14 protein-coding genes are annotated in these 19120 nt (G+C 60.4%); 10 read left to right on the top strand and 4 right to left on the bottom strand.

Features of this window, described 5'->3' with window-relative positions; all coding sequences use genetic code 11:
* The first annotated feature begins 63 nt into the window (after window positions 1-63).
* Window positions 64-1293 (top strand): acyl-CoA dehydrogenase, encoded by a 1230-nt coding sequence (locus tag ACIONG_RS15760; RefSeq protein ID WP_401300808.1) that lies wholly within the window; start codon window positions 64-66, stop codon window positions 1291-1293.
* Window positions 1294-1423: 130 nt separating this feature from the next.
* Here ACIONG_RS15760 and ACIONG_RS15755 read toward each other — a convergent pair whose 3' ends face one another.
* A complete protein-coding gene (locus ACIONG_RS15755) occupies window positions 1424-2758 on the bottom strand; it encodes a substrate-binding domain-containing protein (RefSeq protein ID WP_401300805.1) in 1335 nt (444 codons plus the stop codon).
* A 267-nt stretch (window positions 2759-3025) separates the two neighbouring features.
* Window positions 3026-3838 (bottom strand): exodeoxyribonuclease III, encoded by an 813-nt coding sequence (gene xthA, locus ACIONG_RS15750; RefSeq protein WP_103305276.1) that lies wholly within the window; start codon window positions 3836-3838, stop codon window positions 3026-3028.
* Between the two features lie 322 nt (window positions 3839-4160).
* Between xthA and ACIONG_RS15745 the strand changes: the two genes are divergently transcribed.
* The 8 genes from ACIONG_RS15745 to ACIONG_RS15710 all read left to right on the top strand — a co-directional run bounded on the left by ACIONG_RS15745 (window position 4161) and on the right by ACIONG_RS15710 (window position 16864).
* Window positions 4161-4811: an N-acetyltransferase gene (locus ACIONG_RS15745; protein ID WP_103305277.1), complete on the top strand. Its 651-nt coding sequence runs from the start codon at window positions 4161-4163 to the stop codon at window positions 4809-4811.
* A 65-nt stretch (window positions 4812-4876) separates the two neighbouring features.
* On the top strand, window positions 4877-6604 hold the full coding sequence (locus ACIONG_RS15740) for an autotransporter assembly complex family protein (protein ID WP_212809512.1): 1728 nt from the start codon (window positions 4877-4879) through the stop codon (window positions 6602-6604).
* Entirely contained in the window at window positions 6601-10275 is a 3675-nt protein-coding gene (locus tag ACIONG_RS15735) for a translocation/assembly module TamB domain-containing protein (RefSeq protein WP_401300800.1), read from the top strand. The genes ACIONG_RS15740 and ACIONG_RS15735 overlap by 4 nt, the downstream gene beginning before the upstream one ends.
* A 118-nt stretch (window positions 10276-10393) precedes the next feature.
* Window positions 10394-11716, top strand: coding sequence for an HdeD family acid-resistance protein (locus tag ACIONG_RS15730; protein WP_401300797.1), 1323 nt, complete (start codon window positions 10394-10396; stop codon window positions 11714-11716).
* A 255-nt stretch (window positions 11717-11971) separates the two neighbouring features.
* Window positions 11972-12454, top strand: a complete 483-nt coding sequence (locus ACIONG_RS15725; protein WP_103305281.1) for a MarR family winged helix-turn-helix transcriptional regulator — start codon at window positions 11972-11974, stop codon at window positions 12452-12454.
* The gene (locus ACIONG_RS15720; RefSeq protein ID WP_212809506.1) at window positions 12444-13913 is read left to right on the top strand and encodes an efflux transporter outer membrane subunit; all 1470 of its coding nucleotides are present in this window, start codon (window positions 12444-12446) and stop codon (window positions 13911-13913) included. Before ACIONG_RS15725 ends, ACIONG_RS15720 begins: the two co-directional genes overlap by 11 nt.
* A 15-nt stretch (window positions 13914-13928) precedes the next feature.
* Entirely contained in the window at window positions 13929-15131 is a 1203-nt protein-coding gene (locus ACIONG_RS15715; RefSeq protein ID WP_401300793.1) for an efflux RND transporter periplasmic adaptor subunit, read from the top strand.
* A gap of 203 nt (window positions 15132-15334) precedes the next feature.
* Window positions 15335-16864 carry a DHA2 family efflux MFS transporter permease subunit gene (locus ACIONG_RS15710; RefSeq protein ID WP_103305284.1) on the top strand — a complete coding sequence of 510 codons (1530 nt, stop codon included), beginning with the start codon at window positions 15335-15337 and terminating at the stop codon, window positions 16862-16864.
* Window positions 16865-16984: 120 nt separating this feature from the next.
* Here the strand turns inward: ACIONG_RS15710 and lpxH are convergent, their stop codons facing one another.
* Together lpxH and ACIONG_RS15700 are read right to left on the bottom strand one after the other, a co-directional pair.
* Window positions 16985-17737: a UDP-2,3-diacylglucosamine diphosphatase gene (gene lpxH, locus ACIONG_RS15705; protein WP_401300790.1), complete on the bottom strand. Its 753-nt coding sequence runs from the start codon at window positions 17735-17737 to the stop codon at window positions 16985-16987.
* Window positions 17734-18240, bottom strand: a complete 507-nt coding sequence (locus ACIONG_RS15700; protein ID WP_103305286.1) for a peptidylprolyl isomerase — start codon at window positions 18238-18240, stop codon at window positions 17734-17736. Before ACIONG_RS15700 ends, lpxH begins: the two co-directional genes overlap by 4 nt.
* Window positions 18241-18491: 251 nt before the next feature.
* Between ACIONG_RS15700 and ACIONG_RS15695 the strand changes: the two genes are divergently transcribed.
* On the top strand, window positions 18492-19120 hold a 629-nt coding region (locus tag ACIONG_RS15695; RefSeq protein WP_401300787.1), incomplete at its 3' end, for a glutamate--tRNA ligase family protein.

The raw sequence follows: 19120 nt of genomic DNA, 5'->3' as shown, positions 1-19120 counted from the left end.
TAGCATCGATTGCATGCCTTAAACAACCTCTGCTGAAGAACTGCCAACCATCGGGAGCTGCTCATGGATTTCGCTTATTCGCACAAGGTGCAAGAACTGCGTGAGCGCGTAACCGCGTTCATGGACACTTACGTTTATCCGGCTGAAGCGGTGTTCGAACGCCAGGTTGCCGAAGGCGATCGCTGGCAGCCGACAGCGATCATGGAAGAGCTCAAAGCCAAGGCCAAGGCCGAGGGCTTGTGGAATTTGTTTCTGCCAGAGTCGGAACTCGGTGCCGGCCTGAGCAACCTTGAATACGCGCCACTGGCGGAAATCATGGGCCGCTCGCTGCTCGGCCCTGAGCCGTTCAACTGCTCGGCACCGGACACCGGCAACATGGAGGTGCTGGTGCGCTACGCTAATGAAGAACAGAAACAGCGCTGGCTCGAACCGTTGTTGCGCGGTGAGATCCGCTCGGCTTTCGCCATGACCGAGCCGGACGTGGCTTCTTCCGACGCCACCAACATGGCCGCCCGTGCCGTGCGCGATGGTGACGAGTGGGTGATCAACGGCAAGAAGTGGTGGACTTCCGGCGCCTGCGACCCGCGCTGCAAAATCCTCATCTTCATGGGCCTGAGCAATCCTGATGCACCCCGTCACGCCCAGCACTCGATGATCCTCGTGCCGGTTGATACCCCCGGGGTGAAAATCGTCCGTCCGCTGCCGGTGTTCGGCTACGACGACGCGCCGCACGGTCACGCCGAAGTGCTGTTCGACAATGTGCGGGTGCCGTACGAAAACGTCCTGTTGGGTGAAGGGCGCGGCTTCGAAATTGCTCAGGGTCGCCTTGGCCCGGGACGGATTCACCACTGCATGCGTTCGATCGGCATGGCCGAGCGTGCACTGGAACTGATGTGCAAACGCTCGGTGAGCCGAACCGCGTTCGGCAAACCGCTGGCGCGTTTGGGCGGTAACGTCGACAAGATCGCCGACTCGCGGATGGAAATCGACATGGCGCGCCTGCTGACGCTGAAAGCGGCATACATGATGGACACCGTGGGTAACAAGGTGGCGAAGAGCGAGATTGCGCAGATCAAAGTCGTTGCGCCCAATGTTGCGCTGCGCGTGATCGATCGGGCGATCCAGATCCATGGCGGGGCAGGGGTTTCCAACGATTTCCCACTGGCCTACATGTACGCCATGCAACGCACCCTGCGCCTGGCTGATGGCCCGGACGAAGTGCACCGTGCGGCGATCGGCAAGTTCGAGATCGGCAAGTATGTGCCGAAGGAAATGTTGCGTAGCGAGCGCTGAGCCAGAACTTCACCCCTGATCATTCCCACGCTCTGCGTGGGAATGCATCCCGTGACGCTCCGCGTCACAGCGGACGCGGAGCGTCCATGGCGGCGTTACCACGCGGAGCGTGGGAACGATCAGGCGCAAGTCAATACACCCAAACCTCAACCCGCCGATTCTTGATCCGCCCTTCATCCGCATTGTTCGCCGCCACCGGCATCAGCGCCCCAAAGCCGCGAACCTCACGTAAAACCACCCCGTTCTTCACCAACTCGCGCCGCACCGCCATCGCCCGCAGCTTCGATAGCAAATCTGCCCGCGCCGGATCGTCCTTGGCATCGCCAAATCCGACCAATGTCACTGCGCGTTCGGTCTTGTCATGGCGCTTTATATAGTCGAGTACCCGTGCCAGATCCTGATGCGCCTTGTTATCCAGGGTCGCGCTGCCTTCTTCAAAACGGAAATTCACTGTCAGACGCTGGGCATGCCGGCTGAGGGATTGATAACCCTCTGGCATCAGCGCATTCGGTGCGACCGTCATGGCCTGCACGGTCTGGCTGATAAAACCGTTGGCCGCGACAATCGCCTGGCCCTGAGGGCTCTGCGCAAATGCCACCAACGCTTTGGCCCATGGGTTCTTGCTGTCCGGTGGCAGATAGAAGAACAGCCGTCGCGACAGTGGATAGTCTTCGGTGGCGATCAGGCTGTTGAGCGGCAGCATCGATTGCGACGCGCCATCGGCAATCGCCACCGCTTTAGCCTGACGCACGTAGGGCAAACCGATGAAGCCAATACCTTGCGGATCAGTGCTGACGGCGTCGGACAATTGCTCACTGGATTCGAACCTTTTCGCTGAAGTACTCAGACTTTTCCCACGACGACTCAGGACCAGTTCCTTAAACGTGTCGTACGTGCCGGACTGATCATCCCGGGCATATAAATGAATCGGCCCGCCACGGGCACCGAGGTCTTCCCAGGTTTTTACTTCACCGGCGAAGATCCGCGCCAGTTGCTCGGTATCCAATTGCTGCAATGGGTTGTCGGGGTGAAGGATGATCGCCAGGCCATCGATGGCGATGACTTGCTCGGCGCTGGGACTTTTCAGATCGCCGAGCGCTTGCAGGCCGAGCAACTCGCTGTCTTTGATCTCGCGGGAAGAGGCGGCCACATCGGCGCTGGCGTTTTTCAACGCGGTGAAACCGGTGCTGGAACCGTGGGCGGTGACGTCGACGACCACGCGTTTGCCGTCGGCAGTCTGCCCAACGACGCGTAGTTCGTTGGCGGTGTCCGGGGTTTCGCGATGGACCTTCAGCAAGCCTTGCTCTTGCAGCAAGCCTTCGACCAGCGCCGGGCCGAGTTCCGCGCCAATCGTGTTGGAGCCCTGAATGCGCAGCGCCGGGCCGTTTTCGGGTATTGGCAGGGCCGCGGCAGAGACCGACAGCCATGCACTGAATAGAAAAACGCACAGAACACGCAGGGTCATGCCGGCACCGAATCAAGCCAAGGGGATTGCCGGGGAGATTAAGTCAGACGTATGACCAAAACGTGACAGTCATTCAATGTAGAGGAGCCTTTGTGGCGAGGGGATTTATCCCCGATGGTTGGCGAAGCCGACCCAAAACTCGTGAATGCGGTTTAACAGGAAAAATTTTGGGGGCGCTTCGCACCCCATCGGGGATAAATCCCCTCGCCACAGGTCAGCCGACCACAGAACCTCATTGTCAAATGTGATTATGTGGTGGCTTCAAGGTCAGGCCAGTTCAAGCCAGATCGGCGCATGGTCCGAAGGCTTTTCCATGCCGCGCAGTTCATAGTCCACGCCCGCCGCTTTCACCCGTGGCAGCAAACCGTGCGACGCCAGAATCACATCAATGCGCAGTCCACGCTTGGGCTCATCTTCAAAGCCACGGCTGCGGTAGTCGAACCAACTGAACATGTCAGTCACGTCCGGGTTCAGGTGACGATAGCTGTCGGTCAGGCCCCAATTTTTCAGGCGGGCCATCCACTCGCGCTCTTCCGGCAGGAAGCTGCATTTGCCGGTTTTCAGCCAGCGCTTCATGTTGTCCGGGCCGATGCCGATGTCGCAGTCTTCCGGAGAAATGTTCACATCGCCCATCACCACCAGTGGCTGTTCGTTGTGGAACTGGCTTTCCAGCAGCGCTTGCAGGTCGCTGTAGAAGCGCTGTTTGGCGGGGAATTTGGTCGGGTGGTCGCGGCTTTCGCCCTGTGGGAAATAGCCGTTCATGATTGTCACCGGCACACCATTGGCGTCGGCAAAAGTGCCCCAGATGAAGCGGCGCTGGGCGTCTTCTTCGTCAGTGGCGAAACCTTTGTGGATCGCGATCGGTTCCTGGCGCGAGAGCAGGGCAACGCCGTAATGACCTTTCTGACCGTGGAAATACACGTGGTAGCCGAGGGCGCGGACTTCTTCCAGCGGGAACTGATCGTCGTGGACTTTGGTTTCTTGCAGGCCGATCACGTCTGGCTGGTGTTTTTCGATCAGCGCTGCCAGCTGATGCGGACGGGCGCGCAGTCCGTTGATGTTGAAGGAAACGATCTTCATGGTCGGCAGTCCTGGCAAAAGGGCGATGCTAGCTGACATGGGGGATGGGGGCCAGTGTGGGAGAAATCATTTTGGTCTGTGGGATGGGCGGTGCCTGTTTTGGCCTCATCGCTGGCAAGCCAGCTCCCACAAGTTTCTCGGGTGTACAGGAATGTTGTGTACGACGCGGACCATGTGGGAGCTGGCTTGCCAGCGATAGGGCCAGTCCAGTCGATGAAGATCCATGGTTGGTCTATACCTGTGGGGAACTGTGCCAACGCCAAAGGGTTCGTACCAACAAGAGCGCAGCCAATTGAGCCGTGCCCCGGGGAGAATCATCGTCATGCCTGAAACCCAGACCGCCATCGCCGACATACATATGCTTGATCGCGGCTACTCCCGCGAAGCCCGATCCTTGCTGTATCAGGCTTATCGCCACGAGCCGACTTTCGGTTACCTGTTCGAAGCCGAGCGTCCCGGCTATGAGCAGCGTGTGCGGGCGACAGTGCGCGAGTTGGTCAAACAACATTTCCTTCAGGATTTGCCGGCCATCGGCCTGCTGGTCAACGACCGCTTGATCGGCATCGCCCTGATCGCACCGCCGCAACGTCGGCTGGGCATCACCGAAAGTTGGGCGTGGCGCTTGCGCATGGTGCTCAGCACCGGTTTTCGCTGCACCCGGCGCTATCTGGAATATCACGATGCCGTGGCCGCGTGTGTGCCCAGCGATTCGGTGCACATGCTGCCGCTGCTTGGTGTACACCCGCAGTTCCAGGGCAAACACTTCGGCGAACAACTGCTGACCGCCGTACATAACTGGTGCGCAGTCGATGAAACCTCACAAGGCGTGGTGCTCGACACCGGTAACCCGCGTTACCTGGAATTTTATAAACGTCAGGGTTACGAGGAGATTGGCGAAGTTGCCGTCGGCCCAGTGCGAGAACACGTATTTTTTCACGCCAATCCACAAGTGTTACAAACTGCAACGGCTTAGAGGTCGAACTTTACCGGCACCCCAGGCTCTATCACGCTCCCAAGCTCGTGATAGCATCCGCGCCTATGAAGTTTCCAGGAAGATTTACCAGTGGCGTGCTCATGCTGTTAACCAGCTGTGCGGCACTGGCGCAAAGTGAATTGGATGTGCGGATCAAACCGTCCAACGATGAACTCAAGGCCAATATAGAAGGCTATATCGGCAGCCTCGGCGATCGCGACGAAGAAGCCTTGCTGCGCTTCAGTCGCGGCGCCGAAGAGCAGGCGCGCAAGGCGGCTCAGGCGTTGGGCTACTATCAGCCGCAGATCGAAAGCGACGTCAAGGGCGGGGACAAACCGCGTCTTGTCCTGAAAATCGATCCCGGCGAACCGATTCGCCTGCGCAACGTCACCATTCGCGTCGACGGCCCGGCTGCCTCCCTCAAATCCTTTCGTGTGCCGAACAGCGACGTGCTCAAATCCGGCGCGGTGCTCAACCATGGTCGCTACGAGGACGCCAAGCGCCTGATCCAGAATCAGGCTTCGCGCTTCGGTTATTTCAGCGGCCACTTCACCAGTCAAAAACTTTTGGTCGACCCACGCGCTGGCGTCGCCGATGTCGAATTGATCTACGAAAGCGGCCCGCGCTATGCGCTGGGTAAAGTCAAATTCGAGGGTGACACGCCGTTCGACGAAGACCTGCTGCAACGCATGGTGCCGTTCAAGGAAGGCGAGCCCTACGACTCCGAGCTGATCGCCGAACTCAATCGCGACCTGCAATCGAGCGGCTATTTTGAAGGCATACGCGTCGATGCCGCACCGACCGCGGCGAAAAACGACGTGATCCCGGTGGACGTCAAACTCGACACGCGCAAGCCGCGCACCATGGGCCTGGGCCTCGGGTATTCCACCGACGTCGGGCCGCGGGTCAAAGCCAACTGGACACGCCACTGGGTCAACCCGCAAGGCGACAGTTATGGCTGGGAAGCGGAAATCTCTGCGCCACGGCAAAACGTCGGGCTGTTCTATGACATTCCGCTCGACCCGCCACTGACTGACAAATTGCGTTGGGCCGGCGGCTATCAATTTGAAGATATCGACGGCTCCGACACGTTGAGCAAACTGCTGACCTTCGGCCCGGAATGGCACAGCAAGTTGCCCAGCGGCTGGCAGCGCGTGATCTCGCTGAAATGGCAGCGCGAAGAATATGAACTCGGCGACGACTCCGGCCTGAGTACTTTGCTGATGCCCGGCATCAGCTATTCCTACCTGAAAAGCGACAACCGCATCGACCCGCACAACGGCTATCGCCTGACTTTTGAAAGCAAAGTGGCGAAGGAGGGCGTCGGTTCCGACAACAACCTGCTGTATGGCACCGCGCTGGTCAAAGGCCTGACCACGGTGTTCGACAAACACCGTTTCCTCGGCCGTGTGCAGGTCGGCGGCAGCGCCACCAACGGTTACAACTCGGTGCCGCCGTCGCTGCGCTTCTTCGCCGGTGGCGATCAGAGCGTGCGCGGTTACGACTACCAGAGCCTGTCGCCGAAAAACTCCGACGGCGACCGCATCGGTGGCCGCTACATGGTCGCCGGCAGCGTCGAGTATCAATACTCGGTTGCCGAGAAATGGCGGGTCGCGACCTTTGTCGACCAGGGCAACTCTTTCAACAAACTCGAACTGCCGAACCTCAAGACCGGGGTCGGTATTGGTGTGCGCTGGGTCTCGCCGGTGGGGCCGATCCGCCTCGACCTGGCCCATGCGCTGGACGACGATGGCGGCATCCGGCTGCACTTTTCCATGGGGCCTGAGCTGTGAAGCGTGGTTTGAAAATTGCGGCGCTGGCGCTGTTGGCGCTGGTGCTTTTTGTTGTCTTGAGCATCGCCACCGTGCTCGGCACCCAGGCGGGCAGCCGCTGGGTGCTGGGTCTGGTGCCGGGCTTGAGCGTGGAGAATTTCCAGGGCCGGCTCGCTGGGCAGTGGAGCGCCGATCATCTGTTGTGGCAGCAGGACAGCAGTCGTGTCGAGTTGAACAAGGCGATTTTCGCCTGGTCACCGCTGTGCCTGACCCGCATGACACTGTGCATCGAACAGCTCAAGGCTGATCAGGTCATCCTGCAATTCCCGCCGAGTGAAGAAAGCACTGAAAGCGGTCCGATCAAACTGCCGGATCTGCAACTGCCCGTAGCGATCGAACTCGGCGACGTGCAGGTCGGCAGCTTGCTGTTCAACGGCAGCGAGCAGCTCAAGGGCCTGCAACTGGCGGCGCACTGGACGGCCCAGGGCATGCAGATCGACAGCGTGAAATTGCAGCGCGACGAGCTCAGCCTGAACCTGTCCGGAACACTCACGCCGACCGGTAACTGGACGCTGAACATCGCCGGGGATCTGACCCTGCCGTCTCCCGGCACCGGTCCCTGGACGCTGGCGTTGAAAATCGACGGCGATCTATTGAAAACCCTCAACTTGCACGCCGACAGCCATGGCTACCTCGACGGTCAACTGACTGGCGAGCTGCAACCGCTGGCGGAAAACCTCCCGGCCAAGGTGCGCATCACCAGCGAGGCCTTCAAACCGAGCGTCGATCTTCCCGACACCCTGCAACTCAATCAATTGGTGCTGACCGGCGAAGGCGATCTGAACAACGGTTACCAGCTCAACGGCACCGCCACGCTGCCGGCGGATAAAGGCCCGGTGGCGCTGCTGCTCACCGGCAAAGTCGACGCCAGCGGCGCGCAGATCGCCGGCCTCGATCTGACGGCCAACGACAAGCAAAGCCTCAAACTCACCGGCAGCGTCGACTGGAGCAAAGGCCTCACGGCGCAAGCCAACGTCAATTGGCAGGACTTCCCGTGGCATCGGCTCTATAACGAAATCGACGAGCCGCAAGTCGCCTTGCGTACCTTCACTGGCGAAGTCTCCTACACCGACGGTCAATACATCGGTAACTTCGCCGCCGCCCTCGACGGCCCGGCGGGGGCATTCAGTCTGAGCAGTCCGTTCAGTGGCAACCTCAAACAGATCGCTTTGCCGCAACTGCAAATGCAAGCCGGGCAGGGCAAGGCTGAAGGTCACGTCAACGTGCAGTTCGCTGACGGTATCGCCTGGGACACCGCGTTGGACTTGTCGGCGCTCAACCCGGCGTACTGGGTCGCCGAGCTGCCGGGCACTTTAGCCGGCCCGCTGAAAAGCCAGGGCGAAATGAAAAACGAACGCCTGAGCCTGACCGCCGATCTCGACCTGAAGGGCAAACTGCGCGGCCAACCGGCGATTCTGCAAGCCAAGGCTGATGGTGCTGGCGAACAGTGGAACCTCAATGCTCTGCAAATCCGCCTCGGCGACAACAGCATCAATGGCAAAGGCAGCTTGCAACAGAAACTCACCGGGCAGATCGACATCAAGCTGTCGCGGCTGGCCCAGCTGTGGCCAGAACTGCGCGGGCAGATCAACGGTCAGGTCAACGTCGCCGGTACGCTGAAGGCGCCGCAAGGCAAACTCGGTCTGCAAGGTTCGCAACTGGCGTTTCAGGACAATCGCCTGCAAAGCCTCAACCTCGACGCCACGCTCGACAGTGCGCAACGAGCCAAGATCGATCTGAAGGGCAGCGGGATTCAGGCCGGCGATACCAATCTGGGCGTGTTGACCGCCAGCGCTCAGGGCGACATCAAGAACCAGAAACTCAGTCTCGACCTGCTCGGGCCGAAGCTGAAACTGGCTCTGGGTCTGGACGGCAATCTGGACAAGGGCAACTGGCGCGGGCGCTTGGCCAGCGGCGATATTCAGGCCGGCGGTCAGGACTGGAAGCTGCAAAACCCGGCGAAACTCGAACGTCTGGCTGACGGCAAAATCAACTTCGGCGCCCATTGCTGGATGTCCGGCAGCGCCAGCCTGTGTGGTGAGGATCAACGGCTGATGCCCGATCCGAAACTGCGTTACCACCTCAAGCAATTCCCGATCGAAAGCCTGGCGCAATGGCTGCCCAAGGATTTCGCCTGGCAGGGCAAGCTTAACGCCGACCTGCAACTGGATCTGCCGGCCAGCGGCCCGAACGGTGTGATCAGCATCGACGCCAGCGGCGGCACCTTGCGCATGAAGGAAAAGGATCAGTGGCTGGATTTCCCTTACCAGACCCTGAAACTCACCAGCAAACTGACGCCCAAGCGTGTCGATACCGAACTGAATTTCGTCGGCGGCAAACTCGGTGAACTGATGGTGCAGGCGCAGCTCAATCCGCTGCCGAAAAACAAACCGCTAAGCGGCTCGTTCCGTCTCACCGGGCTCGACCTGTCGGTGGCGCGGCCGTTTGTGCCGATGGTCGAAAAGCTCACCGGACGCCTGAACGGTAGCGGCACGATTTCCGGTGGCCTGCTGGCGCCGTTGGTCAACGGCACCGTGCAACTCAGCGATGGCGAGGTATCGGGCGCCGAATTGCCGACGGAGCTGCAGGACCTGCAACTCAAAGCGGTGATTGCCGGTGAGTCGTTGCGTCTGGACGGCGGCTGGAAAAGCGGCAAGACCGGGCAGGGCAGCCTCAACGGTAACGTCGCCTGGGGCCAGGCGCTGATGGTCGATCTTGCGCTCAAAGGCACGCAACTGCCGGTCACCGTCGAACCGTACGCCAAGCTGGAAGTGGCGCCGGATCTGAAAATCTCCATGGCCGGCGACGAGCTGAAGATCGCCGGCAAAGTGCTGGTGCCCAAAGGTGAAATCACCGTGCGTGAATTGCCGCCATCCACGGTGAAAGTCTCCGACGACACGATCATCGTCGGTGCGCAGACCGAAGAGGGCAAGCCGCCGATGGCCATGAAAATGGACATCGACGTGGTGGTCGGCGAGGACAGACTCAGCTTCGCCGGGTTCGGCCTGACCGCCAACCTGCAAGGGCATGTGCACATCGGCGACAACATGGACACCCGTGGCGAGCTGTGGCTCAACGACGGCAAATACCGCGCCTACGGCCAACGCCTGACGGTGCGCCGCGCGCGCCTGCTGTTTGCCGGGCCCATCGACCAGCCGTATCTGGACATCGAAGCGATTCGCCAGACCGACGACGTCATCGCCGGTATTCGCCTGAGCGGCAGCGCCGAGCAACCGACCACGCAGATCTTCTCCGAGCCGGCCATGAGTCAGGAGCAGGCGTTGTCCTATCTGGTCTTGGGCCGCCCTCTGAGCACCAACGGCGAAGACAACAACATGCTCGCGCAAGCGGCGTTGGGTCTGGGTTTGATGGGCAGTTCCGGGGTGACCAGCAGCCTGGCCAAGGATCTAGGGATTCAGGACTTCCAGCTCGACACCCAGGGCAGCGGCAACACCACCAGCGTGGTCGCCAGCGGCAACATCTCCGAAAAACTCAGTTTGCGTTATGGCGTCGGCGTGTTTGAGCCGGCCAACACCATCGCGCTGCGTTACAAACTGAGCAAGAAGGTTTATGTCGAGGCGGCCAGTGGCGTCGCCAGCTCGCTGGATATCTTCTACAAGCGCGATTTCTAGGTCGCGCTCCCCATCGCCGGATCGCACCGCAGCGATCCGGCATTGCCCGAATGTATTAGACTCAGCGCAGCTCGAAAGCTGCGCGGTTTGCGGCTGCCCGAAGACAACAGGGAAGCCTATGGTTCGCTTGAGTATGGTTTTGCTCGGTAACGATTTTGTCCGCAAGCGTTGGTCGGCGCTGGCGCTGACGGGCATCGTCTGGGGGGCGGCCGGCGTGGCCATCTTCATCGATGCGCTGGACGGCGTGCTGTATTTTCCGCTGCATGTGTTCGGCTATCTGTTGTTGCTCGAAGCTCTGATCATTCTGCTGGTGCCGGCACCGCAAACCGGCACCGCCACTGCTACTGCTCTGCGCAAAGTGCGAGGTCTGGCTTTCCTGATACTTGGACTGCTGATCGTCGACAGGCAACATGCTGCCAGCCTGATTCTGGCAGTGCTGTGTGGTGTGGCGTTTCTGCTTGATGGCGGCTTTCGGCTGGCGGCGGCGGTAGTGGTGCGCTTTGTCGGTTGGCAAGTGTCATTACTCACGGGGTTGTTCGAAATCGGCTTTGGCCTGTTCATCCTCGAACCGTACCCGACGCTTTATAAGGGCACTGTGCCGTTCTGCATTGGCATGAGCCTCTTTCTCTCGGGCGGCGCCTTGCTGCGGCAGTCTTTGCGCTTCAAAAACTGGCAGTCGCCGTTAAGCCCTTTCTCGGTCAGCGCGCCGGCACCCAGCACCGCGCTGGTGATCCACGTCTGGACACCGAGTGGCACAGTTGACGACACCTTGGTACGCAACCGCCTGCTCAACCGCTATATCGCGGCGGTCGACATCAACGGCGTGATCTCTGCCGGCCACGCGGCACTGGCATGTGGCCCGGACATCTACATCAGCCATTACCCGCTGGACGACATTGATCGATCGGCGGGGGATTTCGTCCGGTTGTTGCGGGCGACGCCGAACAACGATGTCGCCGGCAGGTTTTTGCCCGACTATGCGGGCGAGGTGGCGGACTGGTGTCCGTCTTCGGTGCAGGTCAGTTTTGCCCATTACGATGCCCGGCGGCTGGCGGCGTTCTGGGCGGATTATCGGCAGAACACCACGTACAACCTCACCAGCCGCAATTGTTCCAGTGCCGTCGCCCATAGCCTCGAAGCGGCCCTTGAGGGGGCGATGAATCGGGGCCAGTCGAGCATGCTTGATTTCGCCCGGATCATTACCAGCCCCGAGTTCTGGGTGGCGGCGCAAGTGCGCAAACGCGCCGAGGCGATGGCCTGGACGCCGGGGCTGGTGCTCGATTATGCGCGGGCATTGCATGCGGCCATCGAGCCGGCGCCACCGGGCTGGCATGGCCTGTACGCGGGCGCCAAACGTGCCTGCGGGTATGTCGCCACGGCCCTGCGTGGGCGTGAGGTGCATCCGGTGCAGCCGCCTGCGAACCCTTTCGATAAGTCCTGACCGGTATTCCACCGAGTCGCCCCAATCGCTGGCAAGCCAGCTCCCACAGGTTTCTCTGGTGTTCACCGAGTTTGTGTTCACCGCAGATCCCTGTGGGAGCTGGCTTGCCAGCGATGGCGTCCGCCTGTGCAAAAGAAAACCCCAGTCCACTGGTCAACTAATTACCAAGCCTCCTAACTATTCCATTGACATTCGCTGCCTAGGCAGTAACATCTCGACATACATTCACTGCCTAGGCAGTTATTAGGTGAGCAAATGAAGCATTTCACCCCGGACGAATTCAAACACTGCCACCTCGGCCTGTTGCTTGGCCGTGCTGCGCTGCTCAAAGACAAGATCATCGACACTCACATGGAACCCCACGGCATCACCGCCGCGCAGTTCAAGGTGTTGATCATCATGGCCCAATTCGGCGTCGATACCCCGGCCGAGCTGTGCCGGCACCTTTCGCTGGACAGCGGTTCGATGACGCGCATGCTCGATCGTCTGGAGCAGAAAGGCTTTCTGGCTCGCCAACGCAGCGAAGGCGATCGCCGTCAGGTGCAGCTCAAGCTCACCGAACAGGGCCAGCAATTGGCCGATCGCCTGCCGCACATTGGTGCCGACGCCATGAATGAACTGGCCGGCGCCGTGACCCCGGACGAGTTGAAAACCCTGGAATACATTCTCAAGAAAATCCTGCTGGCAGCCGGTGACCCGATCACTATCCAGCGGTTAGGTGAACACAATGAGCGGTAAAACCTTGCGCAGCAGCCTGACGCTGGTGCTGTCGGCGATGATCCTCGCCGGTTGCGCCAACTACAGCGGCCTCGATACCCACGGCCAGAACCTTGATGCGAAAAGCCTGAAAGTCGGCCAGTCCCTGAACGGCGTGACCCTGTCGCCGGCCGCCTGGCCAAAAAGCGACTGGTGGACCAGCCTCGGCGATCCGCAACTCGACGGTTTGATCCGCGAAGCCCTGCACGACAGCCCGGACATGCAGATCGCCGAAGCCCGCGCCCATCAGGCCAGCGCCGCCGCGTATGCCGCCGACGCCGCACGCTATCCGACCCTCGACGCCAGCGCCGGCATCAGCCGTTCGCGTCTGGCCAAGGATCAGGATCCGCGCGGGCAGGGCGATGCCTACGCCACCGTGCGTAACGTCAGCGCCGGATTCAATTACAACTTCGACCTGTGGGGCGGCCAGCGCGATGCGTGGGAAGCTGCACTCGGTCAGGCCCGCGCCGCTGAAGTCGACCGTCAGGCCGCGCAGTTGACGCTGGCTGCCGACGTCGCCCGTGCCTACAGCGATCTCGGTCAGGCGCACATCGTTTATGACCTGGCCAACGACGACCTCAAGCGCACCAGACAAATGCTCGACCTGAGCCAGCGTCGCCTGAGTTCGGGGATCGACAGTCAGTACCAGTTCCAGCAAACCCAAAGTCTGGAGGCCAGCTCCGAAGCCAGCCTGATCGATGCGGAAAAGCGCCTGAACAGCGCGAAGATCGCCTTGGCCGTGTTGCTCGGCAAAGGCCCGGATCGCGGCAATGAAATTGCCCGGCCGAAAGTCCTGCAAGCCAGCGCTGTCGCGGTGCCGTCGGTCTTGCCGGCAGAACTGCTCGGTCGTCGCCCGGATCTGGTTGCTGCCCGCTGGCGCGTCGAAGCGGCGAGCAAAGACATCGATTCGGCCAAGACTCAGTTCTATCCCAACTTGAACCTCACGGCCTCGGCCGGTGCCGAATCTTTGTTGGGTGACGCGATGTTCGGTTCGGCCAGTCGCTTCTTCAACATTGCCCCGACCATTTCGGTGCCGATCTTCGACGGCGGGCGCCTGCGTGCCAACCTCGATGCGCGCGACGCCGATTACGATCTGGCGGTGGCGCAGTACAACAAAAGTCTGGTGAAAGCACTGGGCGATGTCAGCGACACGATCAATCAGTTGCGTGACATCGGCCGGCAGATCGGCGCGCAGCAGCACGCCACCGAGATTGCTCAGGACTCTTACAACACCGTCGTCCAGCGTTACGGTTCCGGCATCGGCAACTACCTGGACGTGCTCAGCATCGAGCAGCAATTGCTGCAGGCCCAGCGTCAATTGGCCAACCTCAATGCCGAGCAGATCGACCTGTCGATTCAACTGATGCAAGCGCTGGGCGGCGGCTTCCAGGGTGAAACCCTGACCGCAGCCAACGCCAGCCCAGCCACGCCGCACAACTAATTCAAGGTATTTGTCATGGCCACTGCCGAAAACACTCAAGCTCAAGACAACACCCCCGACACCGGCAATCCGCGCAAACGCAAAGTCATGCTGGTGGTGCTGGCCGTTGTCGTCCTTCTCTCCTGCGCTGGCGTCTGGGCCTATCACGAGTTCATCGGGCGCTTTAACGAAAGCACCGACGACGCCTACGTCAACGGCAACGTCGTGGAAATCACTCCGTTGGTGACCGGCACCGTGGTCAGCATTGGTGCTGACGATGGTGATCTGGTTCACGAAGGTCAGGTGCTGATCAACTTCGACCCGAATGACGCCGAAGTCGGCCTGCAAAGCGCGCAGGCGAAACTGGCGCGCACCGTGCGTCAGGTGCGCGGTCTGTATAGCAACGTCGACGGCATGAAAGCCCAGGTCAACGCGCAACAGGCCGAAGTGCAGAAAGCCCAGGACAACTACAACCGCCGGAAAAACCTGGCGCAGGGCGGGGCGATTTCCCAGGAAGAACTGTCCCACGCCCGCGACGACCTGACCTCGGCGCAAAACGCCCTGGCCAACGCCAAGCAGCAACTGAAAACCACCAGCGCATTGGTTGATGACACCGTGGTGTCGTCGCACCCGGACGTGATGTCGGCCGCCGCCGATTTGCGTCAGGCTTACCTGACCAACGCGCGCAGCACCTTGATCGCGCCGGTCACCGGTTACGTGGCCAAACGCACCGTGCAGCTCGGTCAGCGCGTACAGCCGGGCACCGCGTTGATGGCGGTGATTCCGCTGGATCAGTTGTGGATCGACGCCAACTTCAAGGAAACCCAACTGCGTGACATGCGCATCGGTCAGCCGGTCGACATCGAGTCCGACATCTATGGCAGCGACGTGAAATACAGCGGCACCGTCGACAGCCTCGGCGCCGGTACCGGTAGCGCGTTTGCCTTGTTGCCTGCGCAGAACGCCACCGGTAACTGGATCAAGATTGTTCAGCGTGTGCCAGTGCGCATTCACATCAACGCCGAAGAGTTGGCCAAGCATCCGCTGCGCGTCGGCCTGTCGACCAACGTTGAAGTGAACCTGCATGACCAGAGCGGCCCGGTATTGGCTCAGCAGCCACCGCAAAAAGCTTCGTTCAGCACCAACGTCTACGACCGGCAGTTGGCCGAAGCCGACGCGATGATTGCCCAACTGATCCACGACAACAGCGCTGCGGTCAGCAAAACCGCGCAACGCTGATCTGCACTGACCTTGTAGGAGTGAGCCTTGTGGTGAGGGGATTTATCCCCGATGGACTGCGCAGCAGGCCCGGCTTTTTCCATCAAAAGAGGGGCCGCTTCGCGACCCATCGGGGATAAATCCCCTCACCACAGGATTCACTCCTACAAGTGCTGCTGTGTCTTTAACAGACGCGGCGCCAACCCTGCTTCATAGGATTCACAATGAGCAATAACGCCTCTTTCACGCCGCCCAGCCTGTTGCTCAGCACCATCGGCCTGTCGCTGGCGACCTTCATGCAGGTGCTCGACACCACCATCGCCAACGTGGCGCTGCCGACGATATCCGGCAACCTTGGGGTGAGTTCGGAGCAGGGCACCTGGGTCATTACGTCATTTGCCGTGAGCAACGCGATTGCGCTGCCGTTGACCGGTTGGCTCAGCCGCCGTTTCGGTGAGGTGAAGCTGTTTCTCTGGGCGACCATGCTGTTCGTACTGGCCTCGTTCCTCTGTGGTATTTCCACTTCGATGCCGGAGCTGATCGGCTTCCGTGTCCTGCAAGGTCTGGTGGCCGGGCCGCTGTACCCGATGACGCAAACCCTGTTGATCGCCGTGTATCCTCCCGCGAGGCGCGGCATGGCTCTGGCGTTACTGGCGATGGTCACGGTGGTCGCGCCGATTGCCGGGCCGATTCTCGGTGGCTGGATTACCGACAGCTACAGCTGGCCGTGGATCTTCTTCATCAACGTGCCGATCGGCATCTTCGCGGTGATGGTGGTGCGTTCGCAACTGGCCAAACGGCCGGTGGAAACCAGCCGTCAGCCGATGGATTACGTTGGCCTGATCTCCCTGATCATCGGCGTCGGCGCTTTGCAGGTGATCCTCGACAAGGGCAATGACCTGGACTGGTTCGAGTCGAACTTCATCATCATCGGCGCGGCGATTTCGGTGATCGCGCTGGCGGTGTTCATCATCTGGGAAATGACCGATCAGCACCCGGTGGTGAATCTGCGCCTGTTCGCCCATCGCAACTTCCGCATCGGCACGCTGGTGTTGGTGTTGGGTTACGCCGGGTTCTTCGGCATCAACCTGATCCTGCCGCAGTGGTTGCAGACCCAGATGGGCTACACCGCGACCTGGGCGGGGCTGGCGGTGGCGCCAATCGGTATCCTGCCGGTGCTGCTGTCGCCGTTTGTCGGCAAGTACGCGAACAAGTTCGACCTGCGCTTGCTGGCCGGTCTGGCGTTTCTGGCGATTGGCTTGAGCTGCTTCATGCGCGCCGGGTTCACTAATGAAGTGGACTTCCAGCACATCGCTTTGGTGCAGCTGTTCATGGGCATTGGCGTGGCGCTGTTCTTCATGCCGACCCTGAGCATCCTGATGTCGGACTTGCCGCCAAGCCAGATCGCTGACGGTGCCGGGCTTGCGACTTTTCTGCGAACGCTGGGCGGTAGCTTTGCGGCATCGCTGACCACGTGGATCTGGATTCGTCGGGCTGATCAGCATCATGCGTACATGAGTGAAAGCATCAGCACCTATGAGCCGGCGACCCGCGAGACCTTGAACCATTTAGGCGGCGCGAGCCAATCGGCTTACGCGCAGATGGATCAGATTTTGACCAGCCAGGCGTACATGCTCTCCACCGTGGATTACTTCACGTTGCTGGGCTGGGGCTTTATGGGGTTGATTCTGATTGTGTGGCTGGCGAAACCGCCGTTTGCCGCGAAGGCCGGTCCGGCCGCTTCTGGACATTAAGGCAATACATAACCTGTGGGAGCGGGCTTGCCCGCGATGGCGGATTTCCAGTCAACAGAGGTGTTGAATGTGATGGCCTCATCGCGGGCAAGCCCGCTCCCACAGGGATAGTAGTGATCTTTAGAGGGCGGGGGCAGGCAGGGCTGGCGGCGGGGCGAAGTCGAACGGCGCCAAGGCATACCCGCTCTCATCGACCTGCAACGCCCAACCCTGACGATCCCAATCCCCCAGCACAATCCGTTTCGCCGCCTGCTCACCGAGCTGCAGCTTATGGATCGCCGGACGATGGGTGTGCCCGTGGATCAAGGTTTTCACACCAAATGCCTGCATGATCCGCGGGATTTCCTCAGGCGTGACATCAACAATGTCATTGGCCTTCATCCGCGTCTGCGCCCGGCTTTCGCTACGCAGTTTGCGCGCCAGTTTGTGCCGGGTGCTCAGCGGCAGGTGGCGCAGGATAAACAGGGTGATCGGGTTGCGCAGATAGCGCCGCAGCTTCATATAGCCAACGTCGCGAGTGCACAGGCTGTCGCCGTGCATCAACAGCACCGGCTCGCCGTAAAACTGCACGACACTCGGGTCCTTCAACAGTGTGCAGCCGGCCTGTTTACAAAAGGCCTTGCCGAGCATGAAGTCGCGATTGCCGTGCATCAGAAAGATCGCCGTGCCGCTGTCGCTCAATTGGCGCAGGGCCTGGCAGATGGAACGCTGAAAGGGCGTCATGGCATCGTCGCCAATCCACGCCTCGAAAAAGTCGCCCAGAATGTACAACGCACTCGCCGAGCGGGCGCGTCCGGCGAGCAAATCCAGAAACGCCCGGGTAATGTCCGGGCGCTCCTCTTCCAGATGCAAGTCTGAAATCAGCAGTATCACGCTTCGATGATCTCGGCTTTCTCGATGATCACGTCGTCTGCTGGTACGTCCTGGTGGCCTGCTTTGGACGTGGTGGAAACGCCTTCGATCTTGTCGACAACGTCAGTGCCTGCAACCACTTTGCCGAATACGGCATAACCCCAACCCTGAGCGGTTTTGGCGGTGTGGTTGAGGAAGCTGTTGTCGGTGGCGTTGATGAAGAACTGCGCCGATGCCGAATGCGGCTCCATGGTGCGAGCCATGGCCAGGGTGTACTTCTCGTTCTTCAGACCGTTGTCAGCTTCGTTCTGAATGCTTGGGCTCTTGTCTTTCTTTTCCTTCATGCCAGGCTCGAAACCGCCGCCCTGGATCATGAAACCCTTGATCACACGGTGGAACACAACGTTCTCGTAGTGACCCTTTTTGACGTACTCGATGAAGTTGGCCACGGTGATCGGGGCTTTCTCGGCGTTCAGTTCGATGACGATGTCACCGAAGTTGGTGGTCAGTTTGACTTGAGTCATGGTCATTACTCTTTATAAGGAATTCGTGGTTTTGGAGCGCCAGGCCCCGCAACCGGTTCAGCCTGCATCGGCCAAGGTGCGCAGTTTAGCGTGACAGGCGCGAATTTCGAGGCTGTTTTTCAAATCCCGGCGATTAAATGCGCTCCTTTATAGGCCGTGCTCTGTCAGCCCCTTGACAGCATCGGCTATGATAGCGGCTTTGTTTTGTCTGGCCCCCCTTTGCGGCCGCGCACATGTAAGTCAAGGATCCTATGAGCAAGCCCACTGTCGACCCTACCTCGAATGCCAAGTCCGGCCCTGCCGTGCCGGTCAATTTCCTGCGGCCGATCATCCAGGCAGACCTGGACTCGGGCAAGCACACCCAGATCGTCACCCGTTTCCCGCCTGAGCCCAACGGCTATCTGCACATCGGCCACGCCAAGTCGATCTGCGTGAACTTCGGCCTGGCCCAGGAGTTCGGCGGCGTCACGCACCTGCGTTTCGACGACACCAACCCGGCCAAGGAAGACCAGGAATACATCGACGCGATCGAAAGCGACGTCAAATGGCTGGGCTTCGAATGGTCCGGCGAAGTGCGCTACGCCTCGCAGTATTTCGACCAGTTGCACGACTGGGCGGTGGAGTTGATCAAGGCTGGCAAGGCCTACGTCGACGACCTGACTCCGGAGCAGGCCAAGGAATACCGTGGCAGCCTGACCGAGCCGGGCAAGAACAGCCCGTTCCGCGACCGTTCGGTGGAAGAGAACCTCGACTGGTTCGCCCGCATGCGTGCCGGCGAGTTCCCGGACGGCGCCCGCGTGCTGCGCGCGAAGATCGACATGGCCTCGCCGAACATGAACCTGCGCGACCCGATCATGTACCGCATCCGCCACGCCCATCA

The sequence above is a fragment of the Pseudomonas sp. NPDC087817 genome, from assembly GCF_044742875.1.
GTDB lineage: Bacteria > Pseudomonadota > Gammaproteobacteria > Pseudomonadales > Pseudomonadaceae > Aquipseudomonas.
Note: the sequence above shows the minus strand (reverse complement) of the source record. Positions and strands in the feature narration are given on the sequence as shown.

Coding starts and splice junctions, on each gene's coding strand:
- ACIONG_RS15745 (WP_103305277.1), top strand. CDS start 4,161: ATGCCTGAAACCCAGACCGCCATCGCCGACATACATATGCTTGATCGC.
- ACIONG_RS15715 (WP_401300793.1), top strand. CDS start 13,929: ATGGCCACTGCCGAAAACACTCAAGCTCAAGACAACACCCCCGACACC.
- ACIONG_RS15730 (WP_401300797.1), top strand. CDS start 10,394: ATGGTTCGCTTGAGTATGGTTTTGCTCGGTAACGATTTTGTCCGCAAG.
- ACIONG_RS15740 (WP_212809512.1), top strand. CDS start 4,877: ATGAAGTTTCCAGGAAGATTTACCAGTGGCGTGCTCATGCTGTTAACC.
- ACIONG_RS15720 (WP_212809506.1), top strand. CDS start 12,444: ATGAGCGGTAAAACCTTGCGCAGCAGCCTGACGCTGGTGCTGTCGGCG.
- ACIONG_RS15755 (WP_401300805.1), bottom strand. CDS start 2,758: ATGACCCTGCGTGTTCTGTGCGTTTTTCTATTCAGTGCATGGCTGTCG.
- ACIONG_RS15700 (WP_103305286.1), bottom strand. CDS start 18,240: ATGACTCAAGTCAAACTGACCACCAACTTCGGTGACATCGTCATCGAA.
- ACIONG_RS15710 (WP_103305284.1), top strand. CDS start 15,335: ATGAGCAATAACGCCTCTTTCACGCCGCCCAGCCTGTTGCTCAGCACC.
- ACIONG_RS15760 (WP_401300808.1), top strand. CDS start 64: ATGGATTTCGCTTATTCGCACAAGGTGCAAGAACTGCGTGAGCGCGTA.
- xthA (WP_103305276.1), bottom strand. CDS start 3,838: ATGAAGATCGTTTCCTTCAACATCAACGGACTGCGCGCCCGTCCGCAT.
- ACIONG_RS15725 (WP_103305281.1), top strand. CDS start 11,972: ATGAAGCATTTCACCCCGGACGAATTCAAACACTGCCACCTCGGCCTG.